This is a genomic window from Rhizobium albus (assembly GCA_030160035.1).
GTDB classification, from domain to species: domain Bacteria; phylum Pseudomonadota; class Alphaproteobacteria; order Rhizobiales; family Rhizobiaceae; genus Georhizobium; species Georhizobium albus.
This window is the reverse complement of the sequence record BSNO01000003.1, coordinates 253,578-272,716: the sequence shown is the minus strand read 5'-3', so window position 1 is coordinate 272,716 and position 19,139 is coordinate 253,578. Positions and strand designations below refer to the sequence as shown.

At 64.3% G+C, this 19,139-nt stretch carries 19 protein-coding genes; 5 read left to right on the top strand and 14 right to left on the bottom strand.

Annotated elements, in window-relative coordinates:
- The first annotated feature begins 41 nt into the window (after positions 1-41).
- Positions 42-263 (top strand): DUF2093 domain-containing protein, encoded by a 222-nt coding sequence (locus QQL76_RS09130; RefSeq protein ID WP_126011627.1) that lies wholly within the window; start codon positions 42-44, stop codon positions 261-263.
- Positions 264-279: 16 nt separating this feature from the next.
- On the opposite strand, the gene lpxK is transcribed toward QQL76_RS09130, so the two are convergent.
- Genes lpxK through QQL76_RS09100 form a run of 6 tightly spaced genes read right to left on the bottom strand, consistent with a single transcriptional unit; the run spans position 280 to position 5,911 of the window.
- Positions 280-1,317, bottom strand: coding sequence for a tetraacyldisaccharide 4'-kinase (lpxK, locus tag QQL76_RS09125; protein WP_126011629.1), 1,038 nt, complete (start codon positions 1,315-1,317; stop codon positions 280-282).
- 6 nt (positions 1,318-1,323) lie between these two features.
- Entirely contained in the window at positions 1,324-2,649 is a 1,326-nt protein-coding gene (gene waaA, locus QQL76_RS09120; RefSeq protein ID WP_404862730.1) for a lipid IV(A) 3-deoxy-D-manno-octulosonic acid transferase, read from the bottom strand.
- Entirely contained in the window at positions 2,646-3,425 is a 780-nt protein-coding gene (locus tag QQL76_RS09115) for a lysophospholipid acyltransferase family protein (RefSeq protein WP_499207354.1), read from the bottom strand. The genes waaA and QQL76_RS09115 overlap by 4 nt, the downstream gene beginning before the upstream one ends.
- Before the next feature lie 10 nt (positions 3,426-3,435).
- Positions 3,436-3,696: a DUF4170 domain-containing protein gene (locus QQL76_RS09110; RefSeq protein ID WP_126011633.1), complete on the bottom strand. Its 261-nt coding sequence runs from the start codon at positions 3,694-3,696 to the stop codon at positions 3,436-3,438.
- A gap of 60 nt (positions 3,697-3,756) precedes the next feature.
- Positions 3,757-4,587: a 3'(2'),5'-bisphosphate nucleotidase CysQ gene (locus tag QQL76_RS09105; protein WP_499207353.1), complete on the bottom strand. Its 831-nt coding sequence runs from the start codon at positions 4,585-4,587 to the stop codon at positions 3,757-3,759.
- Positions 4,574-5,911 carry a TldD/PmbA family protein gene (locus tag QQL76_RS09100; RefSeq protein ID WP_499207352.1) on the bottom strand — a complete coding sequence of 446 codons (1,338 nt, stop codon included), beginning with the start codon at positions 5,909-5,911 and terminating at the stop codon, positions 4,574-4,576. Before QQL76_RS09100 ends, QQL76_RS09105 begins: the two co-directional genes overlap by 14 nt.
- 193 nt (positions 5,912-6,104) lie before the next feature.
- Between QQL76_RS09100 and QQL76_RS09095 the strand changes: the two genes are divergently transcribed.
- Entirely contained in the window at positions 6,105-6,530 is a 426-nt protein-coding gene (locus tag QQL76_RS09095) for a VOC family protein (protein ID WP_126011637.1), read from the top strand.
- A 21-nt stretch (positions 6,531-6,551) separates the two neighbouring features.
- Here the strand turns inward: QQL76_RS09095 and QQL76_RS09090 are convergent, their stop codons facing one another.
- Genes QQL76_RS09090 through QQL76_RS09080 form a run of 3 tightly spaced genes read right to left on the bottom strand, consistent with a single transcriptional unit; the run spans position 6,552 to position 9,878 of the window.
- Positions 6,552-7,457, bottom strand: coding sequence for a patatin-like phospholipase family protein (locus QQL76_RS09090; RefSeq protein WP_499207351.1), 906 nt, complete (start codon positions 7,455-7,457; stop codon positions 6,552-6,554).
- A complete protein-coding gene (rsmD, locus tag QQL76_RS09085; protein WP_499207350.1) occupies positions 7,454-8,026 on the bottom strand; it encodes an RsmD family RNA methyltransferase in 573 nt (190 codons plus the stop codon). Before rsmD ends, QQL76_RS09090 begins: the two co-directional genes overlap by 4 nt.
- A complete protein-coding gene (locus tag QQL76_RS09080; RefSeq protein ID WP_499207349.1) occupies positions 8,007-9,878 on the bottom strand; it encodes a pseudouridine synthase in 1,872 nt (623 codons plus the stop codon). The genes rsmD and QQL76_RS09080 overlap by 20 nt, the downstream gene beginning before the upstream one ends.
- Positions 9,879-9,941: 63 nt before the next feature.
- Between QQL76_RS09080 and QQL76_RS09075 the strand changes: the two genes are divergently transcribed.
- The gene (locus QQL76_RS09075; RefSeq protein ID WP_499207348.1) at positions 9,942-10,397 is read left to right on the top strand and encodes a nucleoside deaminase; all 456 of its coding nucleotides are present in this window, start codon (positions 9,942-9,944) and stop codon (positions 10,395-10,397) included.
- Positions 10,398-10,410: 13 nt separating this feature from the next.
- Here the strand turns inward: QQL76_RS09075 and QQL76_RS09070 are convergent, their stop codons facing one another.
- The 4 genes from QQL76_RS09070 to QQL76_RS09055 all read right to left on the bottom strand — a co-directional run bounded on the left by QQL76_RS09070 (position 10,411) and on the right by QQL76_RS09055 (position 16,364).
- Complete coding sequence (locus tag QQL76_RS09070; protein WP_499207347.1) at positions 10,411-11,040, bottom strand: hypothetical protein; 630 nt, start codon at positions 11,038-11,040, stop codon at positions 10,411-10,413.
- A 160-nt stretch (positions 11,041-11,200) separates the two neighbouring features.
- Positions 11,201-14,218, bottom strand: coding sequence for an isoleucine--tRNA ligase (gene ileS / locus QQL76_RS09065; protein WP_499208342.1), 3,018 nt, complete (start codon positions 14,216-14,218; stop codon positions 11,201-11,203).
- Positions 14,219-14,500: 282 nt separating this feature from the next.
- Positions 14,501-15,505, bottom strand: coding sequence for a bifunctional riboflavin kinase/FMN adenylyltransferase (locus QQL76_RS09060; protein ID WP_499207346.1), 1,005 nt, complete (start codon positions 15,503-15,505; stop codon positions 14,501-14,503).
- A 10-nt stretch (positions 15,506-15,515) separates the two neighbouring features.
- A complete protein-coding gene (locus QQL76_RS09055) occupies positions 15,516-16,364 on the bottom strand; it encodes an HAD family hydrolase (protein ID WP_499207345.1) in 849 nt (282 codons plus the stop codon).
- Positions 16,365-16,619: 255 nt separating this feature from the next.
- Between QQL76_RS09055 and groES the strand changes: the two genes are divergently transcribed.
- Together groES and groL are read left to right on the top strand one after the other, a co-directional pair.
- Positions 16,620-16,916 (top strand): co-chaperone GroES, encoded by a 297-nt coding sequence (gene groES / locus QQL76_RS09050; protein WP_499207344.1) that lies wholly within the window; start codon positions 16,620-16,622, stop codon positions 16,914-16,916.
- Between the two features lie 61 nt (positions 16,917-16,977).
- On the top strand, positions 16,978-18,624 hold the full coding sequence (gene groL, locus QQL76_RS09045; RefSeq protein ID WP_499207343.1) for a chaperonin GroEL: 1,647 nt from the start codon (positions 16,978-16,980) through the stop codon (positions 18,622-18,624).
- Between the two features lie 82 nt (positions 18,625-18,706).
- Here groL and QQL76_RS09040 read toward each other — a convergent pair whose 3' ends face one another.
- Entirely contained in the window at positions 18,707-19,132 is a 426-nt protein-coding gene (locus QQL76_RS09040) for a winged helix-turn-helix transcriptional regulator (RefSeq protein ID WP_499207342.1), read from the bottom strand.
- Positions 19,133-19,139 lie beyond the last annotated feature (7 nt).

Sequence of the window (19,139 nt, the reverse complement as noted above, 5' to 3'; positions counted from 1 at the left end):
ATCCCGTCATCGACAGGTCCAAAGCAGGAAGCCAGAACGTGATGAACCGCTTCGAGGGCGCGGGCGCCAGGCCCGCAAAGCTCCGCTATCTCGATGGCGACTTTCAGGTCGTCGTGCCCGGCACCTATGTGCTGTGCGCCATCACGGGCCAGCAGATTCCGATCGACGAACTGAAATACTGGAGCGTCGCGCGCCAGGAAGCCTATGTGGACGTCATCGCGTCCGTCGAAGCCGAAAAGCGGGCCGGCACGCTGCCCGCCTGATCCGGCCATTGGCTTTTTAGCCGAACGGCGCCGACAGCCGCTTGTCCTTGAAGGTCGCGATCGCCTTTTCCACGATGGACGTGGGGATGCTCGGCTGATCGAACACCATGTCGATCAGAAGCGCGTCGGTCTTGGCAAGAAGCTCTTCCGCGAGACCATGGTGGCCCTTGAGCCGCGTCACGTCCTTTTCCGTCGCCACCAGTTGCAGATCGTCCTTGGCGGCATCGGCGATAAGGTCACGCATCTCTTCGTCGGTGAAGGGGTGGTGGTCGCCGAAGGAGCGCTTGCGCACGATCTCGGCCCCAGCCTCTTCCAGCGAGCGGAAAAAGCGATGCGGATCGCCGATGCCGGCATAGGCGAAGACGCGCTGGCTGCTGAACCGGCCCGGATCGCGCGGAACGATGCGCGCCTGATGGATCGGCTTGCCCGCGCGTGATGCGCGCCGCACCATGTCGGAGGCGGCGGCACCTGACCCAACCGTCAGCAACGCGGTCGCATGGCGCAACTGATCGATCACGGGCGCGCGCACGGGGCCGGCCGGGATGACATGGCCGTTGCCGAGGCCGCGGCCCGCATCGATCACCAGCAGCGCATAGTCGTTTTCGATCTGCGCGCTTTGAAAGCCATCATCCATGATGATCATGTCGACGCCGCTCGCGATCAGCATCTCGGCGCCGCGGCGGCGGTCTCGCGAAATCACGGTCGGCGCGTGCGTTGCGAGTAGCATCGGCTCGTCACCGACATCCTTGGCGCGGTGGTGGTGCGGATCGACCAGAACCGGGCCGTCCATCGAGCCGCCATAGCCACGCGACAGGATACCGGGCTTTCGACCCTTGGCGACGGCGGCCTTTGCCAGCGCCATGGCCGTCGGCGTCTTGCCCGCACCGCCCACAGTGAAATTGCCGACGCAGATGACGGGGACGGGCAGCCGCAGACGCTGGCGGCGGTCCATGATGCGCCGCGCGATCGAGCCGTAGGCCCAGGCGACGGGAGCGAGGCCCTTGGCGCGCCAATCCGCGTCATTCCACCAGAAAGGAGGTGCCTCGCTGACCATGGTCCGTCACTCCTCTTGTCGTTCCATCTCGTAGGTCTGCAGCCGCGCCTTGACCGCAAGCGGGCTGATATAGGGTTCCAGTGCCCGGATCGTGAGCGCAAGCGCGCCGCGCATGTCATGGACCGTGCGCTGGCCGGCCTTGATCATGTCCTGGCGGACCTTGTCGTTGGTCAGAAGATAATGCACGGCCTTGGACAGCATCTCACCATCGCGCACGATACGCCCGCCACCATTCTTCAGAAGCTTCTGATAGGTCTCGCGGAAATTCTGCACATTGCGGCCCGACAGCACCGCCGCGCCAAGCATCGCCGGTTCAAGCGGGTTCTGCCCGCCTTCGCCGGTCAAGGAACGGCCGACGAACACGACCTCCGTCAGGCGGAGATAGAGCCCCATCTCGCCGATGGTGTCGCCGAGGAACACATCCGTCGTCGCGTCGATAACATCGCCCCTCGACCGACGCGCCACCTTGAGGCCGCGTTGAACCAGCATCGCCTCCACCGCGTCGCCGCGCTCCGGGTGCCGCGGGACGATGATCGTCAACGCATTGACGTGAGGACGCACAAACTCATGGGCATCGGCGGCAAGCGCCTCCTCGCCATCGAATGTCGAAATAGCCGCCCAGGTCGCCCGATCGCCGACCTGCGCCTGAACCTCGGCAAGTTCATCCGGATCATAAGGTGGCGCGTTCGTATCGACCTTCAGATTGCCCGAGATGGTGACGGGCCGGGCGCCGAGCTGGCGAAACCGTTCGGCATCGATGTCTGTGCGCGCGATCACATGAGAGAAGTGCTCGAACAGCGCTTCGGCCAGCGAACTGCGGCGCTTCCAGCGCTCGAAGGATTTGTCGGACAACCGACCATTGACGAGGATCTGCGGAATCCGGCGCGCGCCAAGCTCCAGGATCGTCATGGGCCAGATCTCCGACTCGGCGAAGATCGCCACGTCCGGTCGCCAGTGATCGAGGAACCGGCGGATGGCCGGGCGGAGGTCGAGCGGCACATATTGGTGATGGATCGCCGGATCGAGCCGGTCGCGCGCGATGGTCGCAGACGTAACCGTGCCCGTCGTAAGGACAATTGAGATGCCGCGTTCGGCGACCGCTTCGATGAGCGGAATGACCGCCATGGTTTCGCCGACGCTCGCCGCATGGAACCAGACAAGTGGGCCTTCTGGACGGGGCGCGCTGGCGTAGCCATAGCGTTCCCGGCGGCGCGAACGCTCTTCCTTGCCGCGCGCGGCGCGCATGGAGATATAGCCGCCGATGAAGGGATAAACGGCTGCACCGGCAAGGCGATAGCCGGTCAGCACGACACGTGCCCAGCCTCCGCTCATCTGCCTGCCTCCGCCGCTTCGTACGCCGCCGCCGTCACCCGGTTCAATTCGGCCGTCACTTTCTGGCGCGCGGCCTCCAACTCGTCCGGACCTGCATCCGGCCCCACATGGATGGGCGCGCCGATTCGCAGACAACGCCGTCCGAACGGCAGATTTATGGTCATCTTGTCCCAGGCCTTCTCGACCACATGATAGCGGCTCGTTGCCAGCGCCAGCGGAACGATCGGCCGACCGCTGACCTTGGCGAGCCGCACGACGCCCTCGCCCGCCTGGCGCGGCGCGCCCTTCGAGATATCGGCGATCATCACCACGTGCCGCCCTCGCCGCAGCGCGTTGCGTAGCGCGATCAACGCCTGCGCCCCGCCCTTGCGGCTTGCTGCTTCGCGCTCGCGTCCGCCTGAACCGCGCACAACTTCGTTGCCGGCAAGCAGGATGACCCGCGCGTTGATTTCGGCATCGACGCTACGGGAAACGAGACTCGCGACCTTCTCGTTTTCAGGACGCGTGAACTGCACGAGCGATTGCTGTCCGTGCCAAAGTGCGATGATCAGCGGACCGTCGCTTTTGGCGATCGTCGCGAGATCTTCGGACGACGCCACGGGACGGTTGGTCTTGTAGATGAACCACAAGACGCCGTGCAGAACGCGCGCGGCGACCGCCTGGAAAACCGGCGAGGACAGGATCCGGCGACCGAGCCTTCGTTCAGGCGGCGTTACCCGCCTGCCGTTCCCGGAGGAGACGGCAGGGTCCACGCGCTGATTGTCGGGAACCGGCAAGGTGACGGCTTCAGATCGTCGATTTGACTGCGGTGACGATGTCGGTCTCCGGATCGAGCAGCCTGTGCATGTGCACGATGAAATAGCGCATGTGGGCGTTGTCGACCGTCAGCTGTGCCTTCGACTTCCAGGCAGCCAGCGCCGACTGGTAGTCGGGGAAGATGCCGACGATGTCGAGCTTGTCGAGATCGCGGAACTTCACTTCCTTCAACGTGGCGAGTTCGCCGCCGAAAACCAGGTGGAGAAGCTGTTTCTGTCCTGCTTCAGACATTAGGCGGTTCCTTCGATAGATCGGAAATCCAAAGCGGTTTCGAACAATTCGCCGTAAAGGTCAATGCTCGGCGACCGGCGCGTGGAGTGCAGCCACAGCATGCGCAAGGCCCGGCATCAGCGCTGCCTGCCCTGCGACGAGGATGCCATGGTCGGTCTCGGCGCGGTTATAGGCGATCGTTTCGGCCGAAAGCGTCATCACCTGGCCGCCGACACGCGACAGAATGAGATCGGCCGCAGCGATATCCCAATCACGCGCCTTTGCGCTGACGAGCGTCGCATCGAGCCGGCCATCTGCCACCATGGCCAGACGATAAGCGAGCGAGGGGATGTGCGGCATGCGCGAAACGCTGCGCCCGAGGCGCTCGGACAGGCCCTCGACCAGCGGCTTGGGCGCAGCGAACCGCAAGGGTTGGGTTGCATCCACTGCAGTGCCGACCATCACCTGACCGTTCTTGCGCGCCTGGCCCGCCTGCGATGCGGAGTAGGTCTCGGCCAGCGCCGGTGCGACCAGAACGCCGGCGACCGGAGTGCCGTCGGACACGATCGCTATGGAGACGCACCAGGTATCCATGCCCTCGATGAAAGCGCGCGTGCCATCGATCGGATCGACGACGAAGACGTTGCGATGCGTGAGCCGATCGGCGGCATCCACCGTTTCTTCCGACAGCCAGCCATAGTCGGGTCGTGCTCCGAGCAGCGCGTCCTTCAGGAAGCTGTCCACCGCCATGTCTGCGGCCGAGACCGGCGAGGTTCCGCCATTCTTGTACCAGACGTCCGGCGCATTGCGGAAATGGCGCATGGCGATGCGCCCCGCCTCCTCGGCCGCACCGAAGATCAGGTCGAGATCGGCCGTCCAGGTGGCGGCGTTGCGGGCATCATCGGCCGGCAAGCGTAATTCCTTCGATTGCGATCGTGGGAGCGGCGGTCCCGAACTTGCGGTCGATGTCATTGGCGGGCGTCAACCGCATGAACATGTCCTTCAGGTTCGAGGCAATGGTGACTTCCGCGACCGGATAGGCGATCTCGCCATTCTCGATCCAGAAGCCGCTGGCGCCGCGGCTATATTCGCCGGTCAGCATGTCGACGCCGTGGCCGATGAGTTCGGTGACGTAGAAGCCGGTGCCGATCTGGCGGATCATGTCCTCCGGCGACATGTCTCCTGGCTCCAGCGCGAGGTTGGTGGAGCCCGGGCTGACGATGCTGCCGCTGCGCACGCCGCGCCCGTTGGTCTTAAGGCCGAGTTCGCGTGCCGTCGAGCTGGAGAGAAACCAGTTTGCCAGCACGCCATCGTCGATCATCGTCATCCGTTGACCACGCACGCCCTCGCCGTCGAATGGCTGGGACGCGGGACCACGATGGATCAGCGGATCGTCCGTGATCACGGTCCCGGCCTTCATCACCTGCTGGCCCATCTTGTCGCGCAGGAAGCTCGTCTTGCGCGCGACGGATGCGCCATTGATGGCGCTGGCCACATGACCAACGAAGCCTCGTGCCACGCGCGGATCGAAGACGACGGTGATGTTGCGACCGGTCTCGGCCTGGCGCGGTCCCACGCGGCGAACAGTCCGCTCGCCGGCCCGCTTGCCGATGGTCTCGGGGCTATCGAGTTCTGCGGCGAAGAGCCGGCTGTCGAAATCGTAATCGCGCTCCATCTTGGTGCCTTCGCCGGCGATGACGCTGACTGAGCGGCCGAAGCGCGTCGCCATGAAGGAACCCGAGAACCCGTGCGAGGTGACGAGCACCATGCCGCCCATGCCGGCCGATGCGCCGGCGCCGGACGAGTTGCTGACGCCGTCAACGGCAAGTGCTGCCGCCTCCGCGGCCAGGGCCGCTTCGGTCAGTTCGCTCGCCGAGACTTCCGTCGGATCGAAGCGGTCGAGATCGAGGATCTCTTGGGCGAGGCCTTCAGGATCGGCGAGACCCGCATAGGCATCTTCCGGCGACACACGGGCCATGGCCACCGCGCGTTCGGCAAGTTCTGCCAGATCCGCACCGGGGCCTGCGGAGACGCTCGCGACCTTCTTGCCGACGAAGACCCGAAGCGAGAAATCGTCGCTTTCGGCAGCGTTCGTGCCTTCGACCTTGCCCAGCCTCACCGACACCGACTTGGAGCGTCCGCGCGCCACGACCGCGTCTGCCGCGTCCGCACCGGCGCTCTTGGCCAGGTCGACGAGCCTTGCGGCTTCTCTTTCCAGCGCGCTGGTATCGATCATCGGAACTCCTGAAGCGTTGTGCGATCCCGGCAGCTTGTGTGCGGCAGGACTTGGCGGGCGGAAATGGCGGTACGTCGAACCGCCTCTCTCATGTATTGCGCCTGCTGCAACGCATCAAGGCGCCAGCTCCCTGTTCAACGCGCCACGAACCGCATAGACAGGCCGTCGGTTTTTCATCTCGAGGAGAGCATTCATGGCCGGGCCCTTTCATCTCGCCTTTCCGATCCGCGACATCGAAGAGACGCGCAGCTTCTATCGCGACGTGCTCGGTTGCGCGATCGGCCGGGAATCGGAGACCTGGATCGATTTCGATCTCTTCGGCCATCAGATGTCGGGCCATGTGCGTCCGTCGGCGCGCGACACCGGTGCCGAAGGCAGTGGCACGGTCGACGGCAAGGCTGTGCCCATCCCGCATTTCGGAGCCGTGCTGACCATGGACGAATGGCGGGCGCTCGCCGAGAGGCTGAAGGGCGCGGACGGCATCGACTGGCTCCTGGAGCCGCAGATCCGTTTCGAGGGCCAGCCAGGAGAACAGGCGACGCTCTTCATTCGTGACCCGTCGGGCAACGCGCTCGAATTTAAGGGCTTCGCCGATATGGACGCCGTGTTCGCGGCCTGAGGTGATCAGGGCCTGCCGCGATCAATGGCCGCGGTGGGCCTTGGCATGGCTCTCGAAAGCCTCGTCGAGAGCAAACTTCAGCTGATCGCGCACCGGTGCCGCAGCGGCGAGGATTTCCCCGACTTTAGGGAAATCGAGCACGCGGAAACGGCTGACGTCGGGCCGCAGGAAAATGTCCGGCGGACAGGCCTTTAGCTTCATCGAGATGATCGACTGCATCATCAGCTGATTTGCGCCGAAGATCGCGTCGATGCGCGACGGGATCCGTGTCTCGTTGCCGCAAGGGCCGCCCGCGACATCGATCGCGATGACGATGTCGGCCAGACCCAACAAATGGTCGTAGGGCACGGGGTTGTAGATGCCTCCGTCGATCAGCACGCGGCCGCCGCGCACGACAGGACGAAAGACGGCGGGAATGGCAGCCGAGGCACCGATGGCATTGTAGAGATCACCGGTGTCGCAGATCCGCTCGCACTGGGCGTAGTAGTCTGTGACGACGATCTTCGTCGGTATCTGCAGGTCGGCGAAATCCTGCGGGATCGCCTGCGGCAGGAAGCCATGCAGGATGCGCTCGATATCGAACTGGCCGAACTGCCCGCGCCTGCGACGGAACATTTCGGCAATCGTCTGCGGGCGCATTTTCCACAAGCGGCTTGCCACTTCCGACCAATTGCCGACGGTGGCGAGCGCGAATTCGCTGATTTCGCGGCCACGCATGCCGGCTGCCATGGCCGAACCGATGATCGCGCCGATGGATGCACCGGAAATCGCGACGGGCTGGATGTCGAGATCGTTGAGGGCCTGGACGACATGGATGTGCGCAATGCCACGCGCGCCGCCTCCGCCAAACGCGACGGCAACCGTCGGCTCGGAGGTCCGACGCCGCATGTCCAGCGTCATCGCTGATGGCTCGTTGACGATGCTCATGATCCGTTTCGTCCCGGCTCGTAACGATAGAAATGGATGCTCGTTTCACCGAATACACGGGATTCAAGAGGAAAAAATGAACGAGCCAGCTCGGGGCTCTGATCGGTCCGCTCCTCGAGCAGCACGAGCGCACCGTCGGCGATCCATCCGTCGGCCGCTGCGCCGTTTAACGCGGCCTCCCCGAGCCCCTTGCCGTAGGGCGGATCGGCGAAGATGAAGCTGTAGGGCTCAAGGTTCCGGCAAGGGCCGAGCGCCGTGGCATTGCGCCGGAAAATCTTGGTGCGGCCCATCAGGCCGAAGGCCTCGATATTGGCCTGGATCAGGGCGCGCCCCTCGACGGATTGCTCCACGAAGATTGCCGATGACGCCCCGCGCGACAGGGCTTCGAGTCCGACGGCGCCGGTGCCTGCGAAGAGTTCCAGCACGCGCGCGCCTTCGACCGCGCCCGGATAGGCGTGGGCGAGAATGTTGAACAGGCTTTCACGGGTACGGTCGCTGGTCGGGCGAATGGCGTCGGTACGGGGCGCCTTCAGAGACCGACCGCGGAATTCACCGCCGACGATCCGCATTGCCAGGTCCTTTCGATCCGCCCGCACCGCGTGGGCCGCCACCCGGCTTGCCATCTCTCGGCTTGCCGCCACCGGGCCTTCCAGATGGCTTGCCGCCGCTTGGCTTCCCATCTCGGGGCTTACCGGCCCCAGTAGGTCTGCCGCCTGAAGGGCGACCACCGGCACCCGGCTTGTCACCGAGGCTTCGTCCAGCGCCACCCGGCTTGCCGGGACCGCCTGCAGGACGCGGGCCGCGCCCGGCTGGTCTTTCCAATGCACCACCAGGCGCGGGTCGATCCTGGCTTCTCGGCCGGCCTTCGCCACCCGATGCAGGCCTGTTTCCTTCCGCCCGCGCGCCTGCGCCTCTGGCGCCAGGGCCTCTTGCAGCCCCTGACCCTCCCGGACGATCCGAGCGGCGCGGGTTTTCATCCCTGCGGGGGCGTTCATCCCGGCGCGGACGTTCGCCGTCGCGCGGCGCATCGCTGCGTGCGCGATCGGATCCGGCGAATGCGGGCTTCGCGCCTCGCGTGGGACGCGCACCTGCATCGCCACCTTCGCGACGGGGACGACCGCCTGCCCTGTCGCCACGCGACTCCCGCTTGGCGTCGCGCTCGGCCTGGCGGCGATCGGCATCTTCCTTCTCTGCGGCGCGCTTCGGGCCGATCGGCCGCGCACCAGGCGCGATCCAGACATTGCTCGACCGACGCACCTGCGGCGTCACAGGCTTGCGCGGCCCATCCTTGCCAGCAGCATCCTTGCCACGGGGACCGTCCTTGCTGCGGGGCCCATCTTTCCCACGGGGCCCGTCTTTACTGCGGGGACTATCCTTGCTCCGCGTTTCGTCCTTGCTCCAGGCGGGCGCCTCGCGCTTGGTGTCGAGACGGCCGCGCAGCCGCTCGTTCCGTTCCGCCGGCTTCTCGCCGAAGGGCTTCGGCTTCGCGCCTGCTTTCTGCCTGCTATCATCGGCTTCATCGGCACCATCGGTCTGGTGCACAATGGGTGCATCGAAATCCGCACCGGCTTCTTCGATGAGGCGCGGTCCGAGCTGATCGCGCAGCATGCGGCCACGCACTTCCACCACTTGGCCTTCCGGCAGATCCTGCAACTGGAACGGGCCGTAAGAGATGCGGATCAGGCGGTTCACGTCGAGCCCGAGCGCGCCGAGCACGTTCTTAATTTCGCGATTTTTGCCTTCGCGCAGCCCCATCGTGATCCAGACATTGGCCCCTTGCTGGCGGTCGAGCGTCGCCTCGATCCCGCCGTAGAGCACGCCTTCCACCGCGATCCCGTCCTTCAGCGTGTCGAGCTTTTCCTGGCTGATGTCGCCATGGGCGCGCACCCGGTAGCGGCGTAGCCAGCCTGTCGTCGGCAACTCCAGAACGCGGGCAAGTCCGCCGTCATTGGTGAGCAGCAGCAGGCCTTCGGTGTTGATGTCGAGACGCCCGATGGACATGACCCGCGGCAGCGCCTTCGGGAGCCGTTCGAAAACGGTCGCACGGCCTTCCGGATCGCGATTGGTCGTCACGAGGCCGGCAGGCTTGTGGTAGAGCCAAAGCCGCGTGCGCTCGATGCCATTGACGGCTTCGCCATCGACTTCGATCGCATCGGCGAAGGTGGCGTTGATCGCCGGCGTGTCGAGGACCTTGCCGTTCAGCCGAACGCGCCCCTCGGCAATCATGCGCTCCACATCACGCCGAGAGGCGATGCCGGCGCGGGCGAGAAGCTTGGAGATGCGCTCGGGTTCAGCCGGCGCATTCGCTGCACCTGTTTCGGCCACGCTTGCCGCTGCGGGCTTCGCTTTCCTGTCGCGAACCGGCGGCTTTGAACGGGGGGCCGCGCCGCCCTTGCCCTTGGGCTTGTCTTTGAAGCTCATTGTGAGATTTGCCTTTTGTCGGGCGCTTTCCTATCAGGTTGCCCGATCTGGATTAAGAGAAAAATGGCTGGACAAGAGCGCCCGACATTCATGGACCACGCGCTGGCCGCTGCGGAAGCGGCCGGTCTGCGCGGCGAAGTGCCGGTCGGCGCCGTTATCGTGCATGAAGGCACCATCGTCGCTCAGGAGGGCAATCGCACGCGCGAATTGCGCGACGTGACGGCCCATGCCGAAATCGCCGCCATTCGCGCCGCAGCCCGTGTCCTCGACAGCGAACGGCTTTCAGACTGCGATCTTTACGTGACGCTCGAGCCTTGCGCCATGTGCGCAGCGGCGATTTCCTTCGCGCGCATCAGACGGCTCTATTTCGGCGCTTCAGATCCGAAAGGGGGCGCCGTGATCAGCGGCGGCCGCTTCTTCGACCAGCCGACCTGCCACCACGCTCCCGACGTTTATGCCGGGATCGGCGAAGCCAGCGCCGCACGCATCCTCAAGGACTTCTTCGCGCTCAAGCGGTAGTTGCAGCAATCGTTTAGAACGGGAGCCACTTCTGGCGCAGGGACTGTCCGCGCTGCGCTTCCTGCAAACGCCGGCGTTCCTTGGTCCGCTCCGATTCGCCCATGTCACCGACCGGAGCAGTCGCTACCGGCTGACGATATTCGAGTGGCGGCTCCGACAGGAAGTTGCGCGTTGTGGGATCGGCTGCGCGCGCGATCTCCTGACGGGCGCGGTAGTCTGCCTGTGCTTCCGCACCGGAAAGGCCACTGGGAAGCCCGATGGGTCCACCCACGGGACCACGGCGAGGATTGGGCGCCTCGCGCCCACGTCCGCCACCGGCTTCGCGCTGAGCAAGCGGCGAACTGAAGCTGCCGGTTCCTCCCGACAGATCGGCTTCGGCACGCAGGCGCGCACGGGTTTCCTCGGGCGATTCCGGCCAAGCCTGGGTCCGCGACAGCGCGGTCTGCGGCGCTGGCAGCGCTGACGTGTCGGTCGGGCGCACCAGATCCGGCCTTGGCTGATAGGCGATGTCACCACCCTGCTGAGGGCGAATGGATGCGACGTCGCCGATGTCGTTGAGAAGCTGCGTCGTCGCATCCGTGCCGGTGCCGTAGGTCGGGCTGCCGAGACAGCCCGCAAGCGCCATGGCCACACCGCCCAGCATCGCGGCCCTCATGGCCAATCGCACATGCATTCCCATTGTCATCAGGATCTTTCCCCGCCTTATCGGCCGTGAAACTCAAAGCTCGCCCATGCGTCAAGAATCCGACCATTTCCGGGCACGGTCATAGCGAATAGTTAATGCTTGAGCAATCCGACCGCCCCTAGAGGCGGCCGAGTTGCGCCAGTTCCTTCAGCGCCGCCGCATCGCGCGCCGACACATCCGGATAGGCAGGATCGGAACCGACATCGTTGGTGATGCGCCAGGAGCGCGCGCATTTGCGCCCGCTCGCTTCACGTGGCACGACCGCGACGCTCGCCACATCATCCAGGCGGAACGCGTCGTCCGGTCCCTTGCCGGCAACGAGCTCGATGCCCGACGTGATGCAGATCTCGGAGAAATCGAGGCCGTCCAGCGCGTTCAAGAGCGCCGGATCGTCGACATAGACGACCGGTGCGGCTTCGAGCGACGAGCCGATGCGCTTTTCGCGGCGCTCCACTTCCAGCGCGCCGGTGACGACGCGGCGGACGGTGCGGATCTTCTTCCACTTGGCGGCAAGCACCTCGTTTTCCCAGTCGACGGCAAGCCGCGGGAACTGCTCCAGATGCACCGATGTCTTGGACGGATCGCGCGACAGCCACGCCTCTTCCATCGTGAAGGGCAGCATCGGCGCCATCCAGGTGACCAGGCAGTCAAAGATCTGGCGGATGACGTGCAGCGATGCCTTGCGGCGCAGGCTCGACGGCGCGTCGCAATAGAGCGCGTCCTTGCGGATGTCGAAATAGAAGGCCGACAGTTCCACATTGGCGAAATCGATCAGGGCGCGCGAGATGCGCTTGAAATCGAAATCGTCGTAGCCCTTGCGCACCACGCGATCGAGCTCCGTCAGCCGGTGCAGCATCAGCCGCTCCAGTTCGGGCATGTCGTGCAGCGCGACATCCTCGCCCTCGTCATGGGCGAGCGTGCCGAGCATCCAGCGAATGGAATTGCGCAGCTTGCGGTAGGCGTCGATGTTGGTCTGGATGATCGCCTTGCCGAGACGCTGGTCCTCGCCGTAATCCGTGGTCATCACCCAAAGCCGGAGAATATCGGCGCCCGACTGGCTCATCACTTCCTGCGGTGTGACGGTGTTGCCCTTCGACTTCGACATCTTCTCGCCCTTCTCGTCCATGGTGAAACCATGGGTGACGACGGTGTCGTAGGGGGCGCGACCACGCGTGGCGCAGCTTTCGAGCAGCGAGGAATGGAACCAGCCCCGATGCTGGTCGGAGCCTTCGAGATAGACGTCGGCCGGCCATTTCAGATCCGGGCGATCCTCGAGCGTGAAGCTGTGGGTCGATCCGGAATCGAACCACACGTCGAGAATATCTTTCACGAGGTGCCAGCGGTCATGATCGTGATCGTTGCCGAGGAAGCGTTCCTTGGCGCCTTGGGCGAACCAGGCATCGGCACCTTCCGCCTCGAAGGCTTCGAGGATGCGGGCGTTGACCTCATCGTCGACAAGGATTTCGCCCTGGTCGTCGGCGAAGATCGCTATCGGTACGCCCCAGGCGCGCTGACGGGACAGCACCCAGTCCGGACGATCCTCGATCATGGCGCGCAGACGGTTCTGACCGGCACCCGGCACGAAGCGGGTCTGGTCGATGGCGGTGACGGCGCGGGTGCGCAGCGTCGAACCATCCTCGAACGCCTTGTCCATATGGACGAACCATTGCGGCGTGTTGCGGAAGATCACCGGCTTCTTGGAGCGCCACGAATGCGGATAGGTGTGCTTCAGCCGGCCGCGCGCAAACAAGTTGTTCGCGGCGATCAGCGCCTCGATCACGCGCTTGTTGGCATCGCCCTTCTTGCCCTTGTCGTCAATGACGCGGGCAGCGCCGCCTTCCGCTTCGGGCCCGAAGCCCGGTGCGTCAGCCGTGTAGAAGCCGCCATCGTCCACGGTGAACGGGATTTTCGAGGAAATGCCGCGCGCTTCGAGTTCGCGGGCGTAGTCCATCCACACGTCAAAGTCTTCGCGCCCGTGGCCGGGCGCGGTGTGAACGAAGCCCGTACCCGCATCGTCGGTGACGTGATCGCCGGCGAGAAGCGGCACGGCGAATTCATAACCACCGCCGAAGCCCTTCAGAGGGTGTGCGCAGACCGTGCCTTCAAGCTCGGCGGCGGAGACCGGGCGCAGCTTGCTCAGGGTGATCTTTGCCTTGGCGGCGCAATCTTCGGCCAGCGTTTCGGCGAAGACGACCTTGTCGCCAGGCTGCGGTCCGAAATCGTTCTCGGCTGCCGACACTTCGTAAAGCGCATAGGCAACGCGCGACGAATACGAGATCGCCCGGTTGCCGGGCATGGTCCAGGGCGTGGTGGTCCAGATGACGATAGCAGCGCCCAGAAGATCCGACGAGTCCGACGCGCGGTCGGCGATCTCGGCCTCGGACGGGCCCTTCAGATGACCGTCAGCCCCGACGTCGACCGCCGTGCGGGCCGGTGCTGCGGCCTGTACGATCGGGAATTTCACCCAGACCGTATCGCTTTCGTAGTCCTGATATTCCACTTCGGCCTCGGCCAGCGCGGTTCGCTCGACCACCGACCACATGATCGGCTTGGAGCCTCGGTAGAGCTGGCCCGACTTCGCGATCTTCATCAGCTCGCCGGCGATGCGCGCTTCGGCGTGGAAGTTCATCGTCGTATAGGGCTGATCGAAATCGCCCTCGATGCCGAGGCGCTTGAACTCTTCTGTCTGAACCGCGATCCAGTGGGCGGCGAAGTCGCGGCATTCCTGGCGGAACTCGTTGACCGGCACCTTGTCCTTGTCGAGGCCCTTGGCGCGATACTGCTCCTCGATCTTCCATTCGATCGGCAAGCCATGGCAGTCCCAGCCGGGCACGTAGTTGGCGTCGCGCCCGCGCATCTGAAACGAACGCGTGATCACGTCCTTCAGGATCTTGTTCAGCGCATGGCCGATATGGATGTTGCCGTTGGCATAGGGCGGGCCGTCATGCAGCACGAATTTGTCACGCCCTGCGCCCGCTTCGCGAAGCTTGCGGTAAAGCTGCATCTCCTGCCAGCGCTTGACGAGTTCGGGCTCCTTCTGGGGAAGGCCCGCGCGCATGGGAAATTCGGTCTGCGGCAGATAGAGCGTCGTGGAATAGTCCATCGCTTCTGCGCTAGTCGTCGCCTGGTCGTTCATGATGTCCGCTTTTCGTGCGTTGCCGGTCGCCTGGATCCGGCTGTCCGTCTTTCGATCGAGACTGGGAAGATCGACGCCTGCCGCCATGGTGAAGGGTGCTTCCCTTCAGGCAGAGACGCATGCCGCGCTACCCGGCCCTTCGGCGCTTCGCCTTTCAAGCGTGCGCGCGAAAAGCCGGGCCCGTAATTCGCAGCAATCTGTGCGCATTATCGCTCGACATGGCGCCGCTTCTATCAAGCGACGCCCAGCGAATAAAGCGCTTTCTGAAAGAGGGTTACCGGCTCAAAAATTCAGAGCTTTGTCGATGATCCCGAGCGGTCGCACCGATGAAAGAAGCGCCCGCGCCTCTTCCTCGTCGCGGCGCATCTGCACGACCAGTTCGTCGAGACCGTCGAATTTCAATTCCGGACGGAGATAGCCGAACAGGGTCACCGAGCAGAGCTCGCCATAGAGATCGCCCGAGAAATCGAAAACGTAGGTTTCCAGCAGCGGCTCGCCCGTCGACGTGACCGTTGGCCGGTACCCGTAGCTTGCAACGCCATCGTAAAGCGTCCCGTCGGCTCGCCTGAACCGCACCGCATAGATGCCGGGCGCAAGCGTCGCCTCCGGCGGCAAGACCATATTGGCGGTCGGATAGCCGAGCGTGCGGCCAAGCTGCTTGCCGCCGATGACCGTCCCCTGCACCTGGAACCGGTAGCCGAGCAGGCCTGCAGCCAATGCCACGTCGCCCTCGGCCAAAGCAGATCGGATGCGGCTTGATGAAACGATGTCGCCGTTTTCATCCGCAAAGGCCTCGACGAGCGTGACACCGAAGCCCGCCTTGTCGCCGGCGCTTGCGAGAAAGGCCGGTCCGCCCTGGCGGCCCTTGCCGAAATGGAAGTCGTGACCGGTGACCACATGGCGGGCGCCGAGTTGATCGACGAGGATTGTCTCGACGAATTCCTGCGCCGTCTGTGCTGCGAAGTCTTTGTCGAAGGTGCATTCCACCACGCCGTCGCAGCCGGAAAGTTCCAGCAGTTTCGCGCGCAGCGGCGATGGCGTCAGTCGAAACACCGGTTCTGCCGGCTTGAAGAAACTGCGGGGATGCGGCTCGAAGGTCAGCACGATTGTCGCACATCCCAATTCTACGCCCTTTTCGAGCGCTTCGCACAGCACCGCCTGATGACCCCGATGGACGCCATCGAAATTACCGATCGCAACCACCGCGCCATGCAGCGCGGATGCGACGGGCTCGCCCGGCCGCAGCACCGCCGTGACGAAGGCTCGTTCGTGACCGCTCGGGTTCATCCGCCCCACCTCATCCGAGCGCGGGCATCCAGTAGTGCGGCCGTGCGGAATTGTCTTCCAGGAAGGAAGCGAGCCGGCCCGCATCGATGCGTCCACCATCCGCATAATCCCGCGCGTGGATGCCGTTGGCGATATAGAGCAGGTCGAGGCCGTAATCCTGGGCGCCCTTCACATCGGTCGGCAGCCCATCGCCGATGGCGATCGCGCGCGGCGCGGCCACATCGGGCTTGAGTTCCGAAACGAATGCCAGCGCGGCATCGTACATGGCGGGATAGGGCTTGCCGGTGATGCGCGTTTCGCCGCCCATCTCCGCGTAGACGGCAGCGAGCGCGCCGGCACAGAGAACGAGCCTGTCGCCGCGTTCCACGATGAGGTCGGGGTTGGCGCAGATGAACGGGACGCCGCGCTCGACCCAGGGCGCGAACATGTCGCGATAGTCGTCGGGCTTGTCGTTCTCGTCGTCATAGGGGCCGGTGCAGACCACGGCCTGCGCCTCGTCCCTGTCAACGACTTCGACACCGAGGCCCTCGAGCAGCGTCAGGTCGCGGTCGAGGCCGAGAAAGAAGACCTTCTTCGGACCGGCTTCGATGAGCTTTCGCGTGACATCGCCGGACGTTACGATGCGATCATAGGCGCCCCGCGGCACGCCGATGCCGTCCAGCTGCAGGATGACTTCCTTGTGCGGGCGCGGCGAGTTGGTGATCAGCACGACCGAAAGCCCATCCGCGCGCGCCCGGCTAAGTGCCTCGCAGGCATCGGGCCATGCCACGACGCCATTGTGCAGCACGCCCCACACATCCGACAAAACCGCATCGTAGGCCGGATGAAGGCTCGCGAGATTTTCGATTTGCTGAACCATAGGGGCGCTGATGCTCCGCACTGTGAACTCTGAGAAACGATGGGCTCGCGGGTGACATCGCGCAGACCGCACGGGAAAACAAGGGGGATCGAGGGCGCCGGGTTCAAACGTCGTGCCTTGGCAAATGCCTTGACAGTCCGTCGGGCCACGCCTATCTCCGCCCCCAGTTAGCACTCCCCCAGTGTGAGTGCTAACTCCCCAGCGCGGCTTCACCGAGGCTGCGCAATCTCATGTCATTCGACCGAGGGTAAGACAATGACAAGCACCAATTTCCGTCCGCTGCACGACCGCGTCGTCGTCAAGCGCGTCGAATCCGAACAGAAGACTGCAGGCGGAATCATCATTCCGGACACCGCCAAGGAAAAGCCGCAGGAAGGCGAAATCGTCGCCGTCGGCTCCGGCGCTCGTGACGAGAGCGGCAAGCTCGTCGAGCTCGACGTCAAGGTTGGCGATCGCGTGCTCTTCGGCAAGTGGTCGGGCACGGAAGTCAAGATCGGCGGCGAAGACCTTCTGATCATGAAGGAAGCCGACATCATGGGCATCATCGGCTGAGCCGACGTCCATTCGACCCCATTCAATGCATCCAATCAGGGCATAGCCCGGGAGTTCTACAATGGCTGCTAAGGAAGTAAAATTTGGCCGCAGCGCGCGTGAGCGCATGCTGCGCGGCGTCGACATCCTCGCTGATGCCGTCAAGGTCACGCTCGGTCCCAAGGGCCGCAACGTCGTCATCGAAAAGTCCTTCGGCGCACCGCGCATCACGAAGGACGGCGTATCGGTTGCCAAGGAAATCGAACTTGAAGACAAGTTCGAGAACATGGGCGCCCAGATGGTCCGCGAAGTTGCTTCGAAGACCAACGACGTCGCCGGCGACGGCACCACGACTGCAACCGTTCTCGCTGCCGCCATCGTCAAGGAAGGCAACAAGGCCGTTGCCGCCGGCATGAACCCGATGGACCTGAAGCGCGGCATCGATCTCGCCGTCAAGGAAGTCGTCGAGAAGCTGGCAGCTGCTGCCAAGCCGATCAACACTTCGGCTGAAGTCGCACAGGTCGGCACCATCTCCGCCAATGGCGACAAGCAGGTTGGCGAAGACATCGCAGAAGCCATGCAGCGCGTCGGCAACGAAGGCGTCATCACCGTCGAAGAAGCCAAGACCGCCGAAACCGAACTCGAAGTCGTCGAAGGCATGCAGTTCGACCGCGGCTACCTGTCGCCCTACTTCGTGACCAACCCGGAAAAGATGGTCGCCGAACTCGACGACGCCTACATCCTTCTCCACGAAAAGAAGCTGTCCAACCTGCAGGCGATGCTCCCGGTTCTGGAAGCCGTCGTTCAGTCGGGCAAGCCGCTCGTCATCATCGCTGAAGACGTCGAAGGCGAAGCTCTTGCAACGCTCGTCGTCAACAAGCTGCGTGGCGGCCTCAAGATCGCTGCCGTCAAGGCACCTGGCTTCGGCGACCGCCGCAAGGCCATGCTCGAAGACATCGCGATCCTGACTGGTGGCCAGGTGATCTCCGAAGACATCGGCATCAAGCTCGAGAATGTTACCCTCGACATGCTCGGCCGCGCCAAGAAGGTCTCGATCACCAAGGAAAACACGACGGTTGTCGACGGTGCCGGCCAGAAGGCCGAAATCGAAGGCCGTGTTGCCCAGATCAAGCAGCAGATCGAAGAAACCTCTTCGGACTACGACCGCGAGAAGCTCCAGGAGCGCCTGGCCAAGCTCGCCGGTGGTGTTGCTGTCATCCGCGTCGGCGGCTCGACGGAAGTCGAAGTCAAGGAGCGCAAGGACCGCATCGACGACGCGCTGAACGCAACGCGTGCAGCTGTCCAGGAAGGCATCGTGCCTGGCGGTGGCGTCGCTCTCCTGCGCGCATCGTCGAACCTCTCCGTCAAGGGCGAGAACTCCGACCAGGAAGCTGGCGTCAACATCGTGCGTCGCGCTCTGCAGGCTCCGGCCCGCCAGATCGTCGAGAACGCTGGTGAAGAAGCTTCCATCGTTGTCGGCAAGATCCTCGACAAGAACGACGACAACTTCGGCTACAACGCCCAGACCGGCGAATATGGCGACATGATCGCCATGGGTATCGTCGACCCGGTCAAGGTCGTTCGCACCGCACTTCAGGACGCAGCCTCGGTTGCCGGCCTGCTCGTCACGACCGAAGCCATGATCGCCGAAGCTCCGAAGAAGGAGTCTGCTGGCGGTGGCGGCGGCATGCCGGACATGGGTGGCATGGGCGGCATGGGCATGATGTAAGACACGCCAGAGGCGTGTCGGCATCACCTGCCGATAATTGACGAGGGCGGCCTTCGGGTCGCCCTTTTTCGTTAGAGATGTTTCAGCCGAACCGGATTTTGGAGGTTTCGCCATTCTCGGCGTCAAAGCGCGCCTGGGCTGCCTCGACACGTTCCCGGTTCGCAACCGCCCATTCCCCCAGCGCGCGCAGCGGCACGAGCAGTTCGCGGCCGAGATCGGTGAGTGCGTAATCCACGCGGGGAGGGATGGTCGGCGTCACCGCACGGGTCACATAGCCATCGCGTTCGAGGCCACGCAGCGTCGTCGTCAGCATCTTCTGCGAAATGCCATCGATCGCCCGCCGCAATTCGGAAAACCGCATCGTGCCGTTGCCCAGATAGCTGACGACGAGCACGGACCATTTGTCGCCGATGCGGGCCAGGATCGCGTTCACCGGCCGGCAGGCGTCCGATACTTCAAAGGGCGCTGCGGCTTGCCCGCAGGTTACGTCGGGGTGAGCAGGTTTCATCAAAGTG

Excerpts from the sequence above, each read along its gene's own strand:
- QQL76_RS09130 (WP_126011627.1), top strand. The coding sequence starts at position 42 with ATGAACCGCTTCGAGGGCGCGGGCGCCAGGCCCGCAAAGCTCCGCTAT.
- lpxK (WP_126011629.1), bottom strand. The coding sequence starts at position 1,317 with ATGGTCAGCGAGGCACCTCCTTTCTGGTGGAATGACGCGGATTGGCGC.
- waaA (WP_404862730.1), bottom strand. The coding sequence starts at position 2,649 with ATGAGCGGAGGCTGGGCACGTGTCGTGCTGACCGGCTATCGCCTTGCC.
- QQL76_RS09110 (WP_126011633.1), bottom strand. The coding sequence starts at position 3,696 with ATGTCTGAAGCAGGACAGAAACAGCTTCTCCACCTGGTTTTCGGCGGC.
- QQL76_RS09100 (WP_499207352.1), bottom strand. The coding sequence starts at position 5,911 with ATGATCGATACCAGCGCGCTGGAAAGAGAAGCCGCAAGGCTCGTCGAC.
- QQL76_RS09095 (WP_126011637.1), top strand. The coding sequence starts at position 6,105 with ATGGCCGGGCCCTTTCATCTCGCCTTTCCGATCCGCGACATCGAAGAG.
- QQL76_RS09090 (WP_499207351.1), bottom strand. The coding sequence starts at position 7,457 with ATGAGCATCGTCAACGAGCCATCAGCGATGACGCTGGACATGCGGCGT.
- rsmD (WP_499207350.1), bottom strand. The coding sequence starts at position 8,026 with ATGCGGATCGTCGGCGGTGAATTCCGCGGTCGGTCTCTGAAGGCGCCC.
- QQL76_RS09080 (WP_499207349.1), bottom strand. The coding sequence starts at position 9,878 with ATGAGCTTCAAAGACAAGCCCAAGGGCAAGGGCGGCGCGGCCCCCCGT.
- QQL76_RS09075 (WP_499207348.1), top strand. The coding sequence starts at position 9,942 with ATGGCTGGACAAGAGCGCCCGACATTCATGGACCACGCGCTGGCCGCT.
- QQL76_RS09070 (WP_499207347.1), bottom strand. The coding sequence starts at position 11,040 with ATGCTGGGCGGTGTGGCCATGGCGCTTGCGGGCTGTCTCGGCAGCCCG.
- ileS (WP_499208342.1), bottom strand. The coding sequence starts at position 14,218 with ATGAACGACCAGGCGACGACTAGCGCAGAAGCGATGGACTATTCCACG.
- QQL76_RS09060 (WP_499207346.1), bottom strand. The coding sequence starts at position 15,505 with ATGAACCCGAGCGGTCACGAACGAGCCTTCGTCACGGCGGTGCTGCGG.
- QQL76_RS09055 (WP_499207345.1), bottom strand. The coding sequence starts at position 16,364 with ATGGTTCAGCAAATCGAAAATCTCGCGAGCCTTCATCCGGCCTACGAT.
- groES (WP_499207344.1), top strand. The coding sequence starts at position 16,620 with ATGACAAGCACCAATTTCCGTCCGCTGCACGACCGCGTCGTCGTCAAG.
- groL (WP_499207343.1), top strand. The coding sequence starts at position 16,978 with ATGGCTGCTAAGGAAGTAAAATTTGGCCGCAGCGCGCGTGAGCGCATG.
- QQL76_RS09040 (WP_499207342.1), bottom strand. The coding sequence starts at position 19,132 with ATGAAACCTGCTCACCCCGACGTAACCTGCGGGCAAGCCGCAGCGCCC.